The 10334-nt window shown below is 70.1% G+C and carries 6 protein-coding genes and 1 pseudogene; 3 read left to right on the top strand and 4 right to left on the bottom strand.

Translation table 11 applies throughout. From position 1 onward, the window contains the following. Window positions 1–222, bottom strand: a pseudogene (locus BZL64_RS13020) (hypothetical protein); the annotation flags it as partial. Between the two features lie 453 nt (window positions 223–675). On the opposite strand from BZL64_RS13020, the gene BZL64_RS13015 reads away from it, so the two are divergent. Both BZL64_RS13015 and BZL64_RS13010 read left to right on the top strand, forming a co-directional pair. After that, complete coding sequence (locus BZL64_RS13015) at window positions 676–3105, top strand: SpoIIE family protein phosphatase (protein WP_086769262.1); 2430 nt, start codon at window positions 676–678, stop codon at window positions 3103–3105. A gap of 323 nt (window positions 3106–3428) precedes the next feature. Beyond that, the gene (locus tag BZL64_RS13010; protein ID WP_086769260.1) at window positions 3429–4940 is read left to right on the top strand and encodes a glycoside hydrolase family 43 protein; all 1512 of its coding nucleotides are present in this window, start codon (window positions 3429–3431) and stop codon (window positions 4938–4940) included. Between the two features lie 182 nt (window positions 4941–5122). Here the strand turns inward: BZL64_RS13010 and BZL64_RS13005 are convergent, their stop codons facing one another. Further along, entirely contained in the window at window positions 5123–7435 is a 2313-nt protein-coding gene (locus BZL64_RS13005; RefSeq protein WP_086769258.1) for a beta-L-arabinofuranosidase domain-containing protein, read from the bottom strand. Between the two features lie 187 nt (window positions 7436–7622). Further along, on the bottom strand, window positions 7623–8006 hold the full coding sequence (locus BZL64_RS13000) for an SGNH/GDSL hydrolase family protein (RefSeq protein ID WP_244205321.1): 384 nt from the start codon (window positions 8004–8006) through the stop codon (window positions 7623–7625). 231 nt (window positions 8007–8237) lie between these two features. Between BZL64_RS13000 and BZL64_RS12995 the strand changes: the two genes are divergently transcribed. Then, entirely contained in the window at window positions 8238–9623 is a 1386-nt protein-coding gene (locus tag BZL64_RS12995) for an MFS transporter (protein ID WP_086769256.1), read from the top strand. A gap of 51 nt (window positions 9624–9674) precedes the next feature. On the opposite strand, the gene BZL64_RS12990 is transcribed toward BZL64_RS12995, so the two are convergent. After that, window positions 9675–10334 (bottom strand): PucR family transcriptional regulator (locus BZL64_RS12990; protein WP_167396136.1); only part of this gene is annotated, 660 nt, incomplete at its 5' end.

The following is a 10334-nucleotide window of genomic DNA, read 5'->3' as shown; positions in this document are numbered from 1 at the left end:
GCCGGCGCCGGCCGCGCCCACGCCCGTGGTGCCCATGGCGATCGCACCGGCGAAGCCGAACATGGACACGAAGCCGGCGACGACCGGCAGCGAGAGCAGCCCGTCGAAGAGACCGTCCAGCACGCCGACGCCGTCGAAGAGCCCTTCGAGGACACCGTCGAAGACGAGGGACAGCACGAGGAGTACGACTCCGACGATGCCGAAACCGAGAAACCAGTTCATCCGCCCTGACCACCCCTCCACCGAGCAACCGTGCCGGCTGGCGCATCGTCACATGGTCGGGGAGGCGTCGGCATTGCCAGGGTCCGGCAATCTTTCACGGATTTTGATGCTGGACTCGGCACGTGCCCACAGATGTCAGGACGGTGACCGAGCCGGTCGGCGAGGAACCCGCCCGGCTCATGGTCACCTACAGGATTGCCGTGGCGCTCCCGCGGTGCTCGCGCACGACCGTGCGTACCGCACCCGGGACCGAGACACGGAACCGGTCCGCGGTTCCTGTCGGCAAGGCCTGTTGCGGTTGTGGTCGAGCGGGGCGCGCGGGCGCTGCACCCGGTGGCCGGGAACGCACCGGCCGGAGCGCCGTGGAGCGAAAGCGGACCTAGGCTGAAATCTGGCGGCTGGAAACCAGCCCTGACGGGGACAGCTGTCCGGACGGAGGCGGAGCGCGTGGACATGGCCGGCAAGCAGGATGTCCGCACTGCCGCGTTCGTGGTGGGCCCGGACGGCGTGGTGAGCGGCTGGAGCGAGAGCGGCCGGCTATTGCTCGGCTGGTCCGTGGAGGACGCCGTCGGGCGCCCCGTGACCGACCTGCTGACCGCTCCCCCACCACCCGGCTTCCCCGGGAGTCACGGCAGCGGCCCCGACCCCACGGGGCTCATCCCCCTGCGCCACCGGGACGGTTCCACGGTGGAGGCTCTGGTGTCGGCTCACCCGCTGTTCGACGCCGACGGCCGGGCGCTGGGCCATGCGATGACCGTCCACCGCTGGGAGCGCCGCCCGGTGATCGCCGACCTGGCCTTCGAACAGTGCCCCTTCGCTCTGGGTGTCTACGACCCTCAGCTGCGGTTCCTCTGGGTCAACGCCTCCGCGTGCCGGGTGATGGCGCACTCCGAGGAGCAAGTGCTCGGTGAGAAGTACCGCGAGCTGTTTCCCGAACTCGACGACAAGGCGTACACCAACCAGCTCTCCGAGGTGGCCAGGACGGGCAGGCCCGCGCGTCTCATCACCGTCTTCCGCCCGCTCGGCAGTGACTACGCCAACGCCTGGGCCACCAGCATGTGGCCCGTCCGCGATTCCGGAGGCAGGATCGGCGCGGTCGCCAACTGGGGATTCGACATGAGCGCCGAGTACTGGGCCCGGCAGCGCCTGCTCATCCTCAACGAGGCCAGCGGCGGCATCGGCCGGACGCTCGACGTGCTCGGCACCGCGCGGGAACTGGCCACGACCCCGGTGCCGGGATTCGCCGACCTCGTCACCGTCGATCTCTTCGACGAGGTTCTGCACGGCGAGGAACCGCCCCTTCCGCCCGCCTCCGCCTCCGGCGAAGCCATCACACTCATCCGCGCCGCACAGCACGGCGCGAAGCAAGACACCGACCAGACTTCCGGGCGTCCGATGCCGGTCGCTCACGCTCCCGGTTCCGTCGCCGCCCGCTGCATGGCCGTCGGCAGGTCCACGGTGCAGCTCGCGGCGGAGCCCGGCCACGGCGGCGAATGGGCCTTCGGACCCGGACTCGCCGCCGATCCGGCCCACTGGCCGCCAGGCAATCCGCTGATCGACGAGTCCATCGCCGCTGAAGGGCTGACCGGCCGGATCACCGTCCCGCTCCGGGCCCGCGGCGCGCTGCTCGGCGTCGTCGTGTTCTCCCGCAGCGACCGGCCGGAGGCCTTCACCGCCGACGACCTGATCCTCGCCGAGGAACTGACCGCGAAGGCAGCCGTCGCCATCGACAACGCCCGTCGGTACTCGCGCGAGCGCACGACCGCGCTGACCCTGCAACGCAGTCTGCTGCTGCAGCGGCTGCCACGTCAGGATGCGGTCGAGGTGGCATCCCGATACCTGCCTGCCGGAACCGGCTCGGAGGTGGGTGGTGACTGGTTCGACGTCATTCCGCTCTCCGGGGCCCGGGTCGCCCTGGTCGTCGGCGATGTGGTCGGCCATGGCCTGCACGCCTCGGCCAGCATGGGCCGGTTGCGCACGGCGGTCCGCACGCTCGCCGACGTCGACCTGCCGCCGGACGAGTTGCTGACCCACCTGGACGACCTGGTCATCCACCTGGCCAGCGACCACCAGCCCGCCGGCCACTTCCAGCCGACCGGCGAGTTCGGGGCCACCTGCCTGTACACCGTCTACGACCCGGTCTCCCGGCGCCTCACCCTGGCGAGCGCCGGTCATCCGCTGCCGCTGATCATCTCCCCGGACGGCACCAGGGCCCTGGCACCCGCGCAGCCGGGACCACCGCTCGGCATCGGTGGGCTGCCCTTCGAGGCGACGGAACTCGAGCTGCCCGAGGGAAGCCTGCTCGCCCTCTACACCGACGGGCTGATCCATGGCCGCGAGCGCGACGTCGACCAGGGGATCGCCGACCTGATGCGGGTCCTGAACCACTCGGCCACTTCGCTGGAGCGCCTCTGCGACACAGTGATGGACGCCGTGCTTCCCGAACGCCGCACCGACGACGCCGCCCTGCTGCTCGCTCGCACTCACGCGCTGGATCCCCAGCATGTCGCCGACTGGGACGTCGTACCCGACTTCGCGCAGGTACCGCGCGCCAGGAAGTTCGCCCTGGACCAGTTGGAGGCCTGGGGACTGGAGGAGACGTCGTTCGTCACCGAACTCGTTGTCAGCGAGCTGGTCACCAACGCCATCAGATACGGCGAGCCCCCGATCAGGCTGCGCCTGATTCGCGACGCCTCCCTGATCTGCGAGGTCTCCGACGCCAGCAACACCGCACCGCACCTGCGCCGGGCGCGCGCCTTCGACGAGGGCGGCCGGGGCCTGCTGCTCGTCGCCCAGCTCACCCAGGGATGGGGTACGCGGCACACCACCGTCGGCAAGACGATCTGGTGCGCGCAGATCCTCGCACAGCCCGAGCCGCGATGAGATCCGGGTTCGGCGGGCCATCACCGGGCCGCCGACAGGGCGGCGACGGCCTGCGGCATGAGCGGGACGGGCGAGGTGGGAGTTGTCGAAGCGCATCGACGCCGACGCTTTTCCTGACGGGCCGTCAATGAACAAGTGACGGAGGTTTTCCTCACGTCGGAGCTCTTGTTCCGCAAGAAATAAGTCCGTTACCTTCCCGTTCCAGGTGAAGCGCTTCGACAGTCTCTGTCTCACGTCTGCGGCGCTGCTCCGCATCACCCGCACCGAGACGGACGCTCCCTGAGCTCCGCCCTGTTGCTCACCCGACGGAAGGACGACCAAGGGTGCCCGGTCAGAACCAGCCCGCCCTCGCCACCAACCCCGTGATCTCCGGCTTCCACCCCGACCCGAGCGTCTGCCGTGTCGGCGACGACTACTACCTCGCCTGCTCCAGCTTCGAGTACTTCCCCGGCGTACCCCTCTTCCACAGCCGTGACCTGGTGCACTGGCGGCAGATCGGCAACGTACTGGACCGGCCGGAGCAGTTGCGTCTGCCGGCCTCCATGCCGTCCTCGGGCGGCATCTACGCCCCCACCTTGCGCCATCACGACGGCCGTTTCTGGCTGATCGTCACCAATGCCCGGGAGGGCGGCGGCAACCTGATCGTCACGGCCACCGACCCGGCCGGACCGTGGTCGGACCCGATCCCGGCACCAGGCGTGCCCGGCATCGATCCGGACCTTGCCTGGGACGAGGACGGAACCTGCTGGTGCACGGTGGCGGGGGTGTCGCAGGTCCGTATCGACCCGTCCACGGGCGAGACGTACGGGAACCCGCGGGCGCTCTGGTCGGGTGGGCCCGGTGCCAAGGCCCCGGAGGCCCCGCACCTGTACCGGATCGGCGACTACTGGTACCTGCTCATCGCCGAGGGTGGCACCGAGCGCGGTCACGGCGTGTCGATCGCCCGAGGCCGTACGCCGACCGGACCGTTCGAACCGTGCCCCGCCAACCCGGTCCTCACCCACCGCGGCACCGACCACCCCGTGCAGAACACCGGGCACGCGGACCTGGTCCAGGCGCCGGACGGCTCCTGGTGGATGGTCTTCCTCGGCGTACGACCGCGCGGCGGCACCCCCGGCTGGCACGTGCTCGGCCGGGAGACCTTCCTGGCTCCCGTGACCTGGGAGCACGGCTGGCCGGTCGTCGGCCAGGTCACTTCGGACCTGTCCGCGCTCCCCTGGCCGCTCTCAACCGCTCCCGTCGAGGAACGGCGCGACGACTTCGGGCTCAGCGAACTCGGGCCGGCCTGGATCTCCGTGCGGGACCGCCCCGCCGAGCTCTGCACCACCAAGGAGCGCCCCGGCTGGCTGACGCTCCGCGCGCGGGGCGGCTCCCTGGACGAGCCCGACGCGGTGTTCGCCGGCCGACGCCAGCAGGATCTCGCCTGCCGCGCACGTACCCTGGTCGACCCGTCCGAGGGGTGCGGCGGCCTCGCCGTCCGGCTGGACGAGCGGCACCACTACGCGATCGAGGCCTCCGGGACGGACGTACGGGTGATCGCGCGCGTCGGCTCCCTGCGCACGGTCGTGGCCGAACGCTCCGTACCCGCCGGGCCCCTGGTCCTCGCCCTCACCATCACGGACCCACCGCCCCCGCACGGACCGTGCACCGGACCCGACGTCGTCTCCCTCGGCATCGAACAACCCGACGGCACGTTCACCGAGTTCGCGGCCCTCGACGGCCGCTACCTGTCGACCGAGGTCGCCGGCGGCTTCACCGGCCGGGTCATCGGCTTGTACGCCACCGCAGGCACCGTCCACTTCGACTGGTTCGACTACGAACCCCTCGGGGGCTGAGCCGGTCCAAGGGGCCGCCGGCACCGCGGATGCCCGTCTGCCGTACTCGGCCTAAACCGGTAGCGAGGGGCGGGGCCGGGCGGCGTCCGGTGCGGGCGACCCCGACGACGCGGTTGGGGGCGCCCCCTCTGGGGGAGTGCGTGCCAGGCGCCGCCCGGCGGACGGGACTTTCGGAGGACGCCCTAGTTCCCCACGAGGCGCCACCGGTTGTCGGCGGTGCCGTTGTCCGAGTCCTGGACTGCGAACGCGCCGACGGCGGTGGAATTGTTCGCGATGGCGAGCAACTTGCCGCTGTGCACGTTGCGGATCTTGTAGGTCCCGTCCCCCTGGTCGAGCAGCGTCCACTTGTGGTCGGCGGTGCCGGTGTCCGACCACTGCAGGACGGTCGCGCCGTCTGTCGTGGCCATGTCCTGGACGCCGAGCACCTTGCCGCTGTTGGCATTGCGGAAGCGGAAGGCGTTTCCGTCGGCGATCATCTGCCAGTCGTGGTCGGCGGTGCCCGAGTCGGACCACTGCAGAGCGCGGGCACCGTCGGCCGTGGACATGTTCTGGACGCCCAGCACGAGACCGCTGCCCACGTTGGCGAGTCGGACGGTGCCGGTGCCGCTGGTGTTCCAGTAGACGGTGTAGTTGTGGCCGTGCGCGTCGTGGAACGGGCCCAGGTTGACGGTGGAGCCGTTGGCGGTGGCGGTGAAGGCGAGCGACCCACTGCTGGTCCGGGTGATGGAGGACGTGTTCAGCGAGGGGAGGGAACCGAGCGAGGAGTTCCCGTAGTTGCCCGACAGGACCACCGGGCCGTAGGTGATCGCGGCGACGTTCGCGTTGTCGTTGGCCGCCCGCATGGCCACCCGCATGGGCAGGCGGACGGTGACCGTGTCACCGGAGGTCCAGGAGCGGGTCAAAGTGGCGTAGCTGCCGGGCGTGGTGGTGATGGTCTGCACCGCGCCGTTGACGCTGACGGTGGCCCCGGTGGTCCAGCCCGGGATGCGGATGCGCATCGCCCAGGTGCCGCTGACGTTGCCGGTGACCTGGAGGGACGTGGTGTCGCTGGTCGGGTACGACGTGGTCTGGGTGACCGTGATCCCTCGCTCCGACCAGTTGAGCACCGAGGGCACGAACAGGTTCACGATCAGCGTGTTGTCACTGCGGAAGTAGATGGAGTCCATGAGCCTGGTGTGCATCTCCAGGCCCGTGCCCTGGCAGCACCAGAAGGTGCCGTAGTCGGTGCTCCAGGTTCCGCCGCCCCACGCCGGGCCCACACCGCGTCGGCCTCCCGGGTTGAGCGGGGTGAAGTAGGTGACGTGGCCGTGGTCGTCGGCCGGGTTCTGCTGGCCGATCATCTGGTTCAGCCACGCCCGCTCGTAGTAGTCGAACAGGGCGGCCCGGTTGGGGTCCAGGGCGAACAGTTCCCTGGTGAGGGTGAGCATGTTGAAGGTGTTGCAGCTTTCGCAGGTGTCCTGGTTCAGGTAGCCGGCGATGGCGTTCGGGGCGCGGAAATGCTCCGCCTGGCTGTTGCCGCCGATGGCGTAGGTGTGCGTGCCGACGCAGATGTTCCAGGCGTTGGTGGCGATGTCCCGGTAGCGGGCGGTGCCGGTGGCCTTGTACTCACGCGCGGCCCCGATCCACTTGGGTACCTGGGTGTTGGCGTGCAGTCCGTTGAGCTGGTCCTGGTTGGACGCGAGCGGGTCGAAGACCGCGGCGTGATCGAACCGCCGGGCGACGGTGAGCCACCGCGCGTCGCCTGTCTGCTGGTAGAGGTCGGTCAGCACGGTGTTCATACCGCCGAACTCGGTCTGCAGCATGGCCTGCATCTGCTGGCCGCTCAGTCGGCCGGTGCGCCAGTCGACCCAGCCCGCCAGCGCGAGCAGCACGTCGCGGGCCTGGGTGCTGCCGATGTGACGCCATACGTCCAGCAGGCCGACGAGTGTCTTGTGGATGGTGTAGTACGGCACGTTGCCGTTGGTCAGGTTACGTTGTTCTAGAGCGGTGAAGTCGGACTCGGGGTAGCCGGAGAGGTACCCCGAGTTGAATCCGGCGACGCTGTTGTTGGCCTGGCATCTGGCCAGCTCCGCGACCATACGGGTTGCCTTGTCCCGGCAGGTGGTGTCCCCGGTCACGGCGAACAGCTGGGCCCATGCCGTGAGGAAGTGCCCTTGGACGTGGGTGCGGAAGGGGAAGTCGGGCGCGTCCCAACCACCATTGGCCGCCGCCCCGTTGGTGGACAGCCGGTGGTTCGCGCGGAAGTTGTACAGCAGCCGGTCGACATCGACGAACCGCAGGTAGTTCCGCGTACGGTCCTGGTTGTCCAGCCACCGGCTTGCGGTGAGCCGCACCTGGTCGAGTCCGAAGGGGTGCGCGGAGACCCCGATGTCGGTCCTCGCGGGAGGGATGGCCGCGTGGGCGGGAGAACCGCCGATGAGGGATCCGGTGGCAGAGGCGGCGACGGCGCCCCCGGCTATCTGCAGAAGGCGCCGCCTGCTGACGGAGGAAGACATCTTGCACCCTTTCGGTGACGCGAGAGCGACTGCCTGGTCGGTGGTGCGTGGGGTCACATGTCCGCGGTCGGGTGGTACCTGCCGGGCGTGGGACGGCTGCGCGCGTCGGTCGCTGCGCACGGGCGCAGCGTGCGAGACCTACGGGACCACCTCTGTCCGTTATTTCGAACAAAGTTCGCGATTACGATCACGGCTGGATCAGAAGATAGAAGTGGGCCATGTCCCCGTCAATGGTTTCGTCATGGTCGACAGGCTGATGGCGGTCCAGAAGTCGTTGGTGCCGAGGCTGACCACCACGACCTGGGGGGCGCCAGGTGCCCGGGTTCTGCCGGACGTCGCCGGACGCGTTCCGCAGGGCACGGTCGTAGAAGGTCCGGTACGTGACGTTCGGCTGGCCTCCGTTGTCATTGCGCACCATGCCGAGGCCCGAGTAGCCGTTGCTCGGGTAGTCGGCGTTCCGCCTGAGCTGGTCCCAGGTGCAGGTGCAGGTGCGGGAGGCGGAGAGGTTGCCGTAGCCCACCGTGACGGAGTCACCGGTGAACTCGATCTGACGTTGGACCGAAGTCTCCAAGGACGCCGTGTCCGTGGCGACCTGACCGGATCACCCCCGACTGCATTCCCCGGACAGCACTCAATTCACCCCTCTCCGAGCCTCTCAGCCGCCCTGCCGCGTGCGGACATGTCGGCCCGAGGCATAGCCACGCCCCGAACTATGGTGCCCCGCCACATGTGCGCGTGACCTGCGTGTTTCTACGGTGTGCCAACACCTACCGTCCCCACCGCACACGAGGAAGTGGCGCACATGGCCTCCGGAACCACCGCTCCCCCACCCCCCGCCAGCCTCAAGCGCATCGTCGCCGCCAGCCTCATCGGCACCACCATCGAGTGGTACGACTTCTTCCTGTACGGCTCCGCCGCCGCGCTGGTGTTCAACAAGCTGTTCTTTCCCGGCTCCGACCCGCTCGTCGGCACACTGCTGTCCTTCCTGACGTACGCCGTCGGATTCGCGGCACGCCCGATCGGGGCGTTGGTGTTCGGGCACTACGGGGACCGGCTCGGGCGCAAGAAGCTGCTGGTGCTCAGCCTGCTGCTGATGGGCGGGGCCACCTTCGCGATCGGGCTGCTGCCCACGCACGCGACCATCGGGACCGCCGCTCCGGTCCTGCTGACCGTGCTGCGGCTGGTGCAGGGCTTCGCGCTCGGCGGTGAGTGGGGCGGGGCCGTCCTGTTGGTGTCCGAGCACGGGGACGCGCGACGGCGTGGGTTCTGGGCCTCGTGGCCGCAGACCGGAGCGCCGGCGGGGCAGTTGCTGGCGACCGGTGTGCTCTCCTTCCTCACCGCCGTGCTGTCGGACGCCGCCTTCGGCAGCTGGGGCTGGCGGATACCGTTCCTCCTCTCCGGTGTGCTGGTGATGGTCGGCTTGTGGATTCGTCTCTCTGTCGATGAATCCCCGGTCTTCAAGGAGGCGTTGGCCCAGGCCGAGGCCCGCAAGGCGGCGGATGCCGACGCCGTCGAGAAGATGCCGCTCGTGGCGGTGCTGCGGCACCACTGGCGTGACGTGCTCATCGCGATGGGCGCGCGTATGGCGGAGAACATCTCCTATTACGTGATCACGGCGTTCATCCTCGTGTACGCGACGACCTCGGCCGGCGTCTCCCGGCAGACCGCCCTCAACGCCGTACTCATCGCCTCCGCCGTGCACTTCGCGGTGATCCCGGCCTGGGGCGCGCTGTCCGACCGGGTCGGCAGGCGTCCCGTCTACCTGGTGGGCGCTGTCGGCATCGGCCTGTGGATGTTCCCCTTCTTCTCGCTCATCGACACGGGCGGCTTCGGCAACCTCATCCTCGCCGTGACCGTCGGACTGGTGCTGCACGGCGCCATGTATGCGCCACAGGCCGCCTTCTTCTCCGAGATGTTCGCGACCCGGATGCGCTACTCCGGCGCCTCCATCGGAGCCCAGTTCGCCTCCGTCGCGGCAGGCGCTCCGGCACCGCTCATCGCCACCGCCCTGCTGGCCGACTACGGCGATTCCACGCCGATCGCCCTGTACGTGATCGCCGCGTCCCTCCTGACGATCGTCGCCGTGGGCGTGGCCAAGGAGACCCGCCACCGCGACCTGGCCGACATGGACACCGGCGCCGAGGTGGCGGCCGGGGCGGCCCGGACGGAGGACGCCGGCGTCCACTGATCCGGTGCGCATGCCGAGCTGACCCCCGAGTCTCCTGAGGGAGGGCGGGGGTCAGTTCGGTATCCGGGCCGCCAACCGCTGGAGGCGCAGGGCCAGTTGGATCTCCAGGGCGCGGGCCGGACTCTGCCAGTCCTCACCGAGGAGGCGGGCGACACGCTCCAGGCGCTGGGCCACGGTGTTGACATGGACGTGGAGGTCGTCCTTGGTGCGGGCCGGGCTCATCCCGCACGCGAAGTACGCGTCGAGGGTGCGGATCAGATCGGTGCCCCGCCGTTCGTCGTAGGCGACGACCTCACCGATGGTGCGCTCGACGAATCCCGCCACGTCCCGGTCACCGGCGAGCAGGAGTCCCAGGAAGCCGAAGTCGTCGGCGGCCGCCCCGTCACCGCAGCGGCCGAGCAGCCGCAGGGCCTCCACGCAGCGGCGGCCCTCCTCGTAGGCGGCGACCACCGCGTCCGGGTGGGCGGCGGGGCCCTGCACGGGGGCGGAGGCGCCGACGGTGACCGCCTCGTGGACGGCGGTGCCCAGGTGGCGTGCGGTGCGGTGGGCCAGCTTCGTCGCGGAGTCGCCCGGCGCCAGTGGAAGGAGCAGCACGGTGCCGCCGTCACGGGCGGCGGCCAGGCCGTGCCGGGTCGCGGCGAGATGGGAGGCGGCGGACCACAGGCGCCGTCGGGCGGCCGCCTCCTGGTCGGCGTCGGCGGTGTCGGCCTC

Origin of the sequence: Streptomyces bobili (assembly GCF_002154575.1) — a bacterium.
In the GTDB taxonomy this organism is placed as follows: Bacteria; Actinomycetota; Actinomycetes; order Streptomycetales; family Streptomycetaceae; genus Streptomyces; species Streptomyces bobili.
The sequence above is the reverse complement of the archived record's forward strand: the minus strand, read 5'-3'. Positions and strand labels throughout refer to the sequence as shown.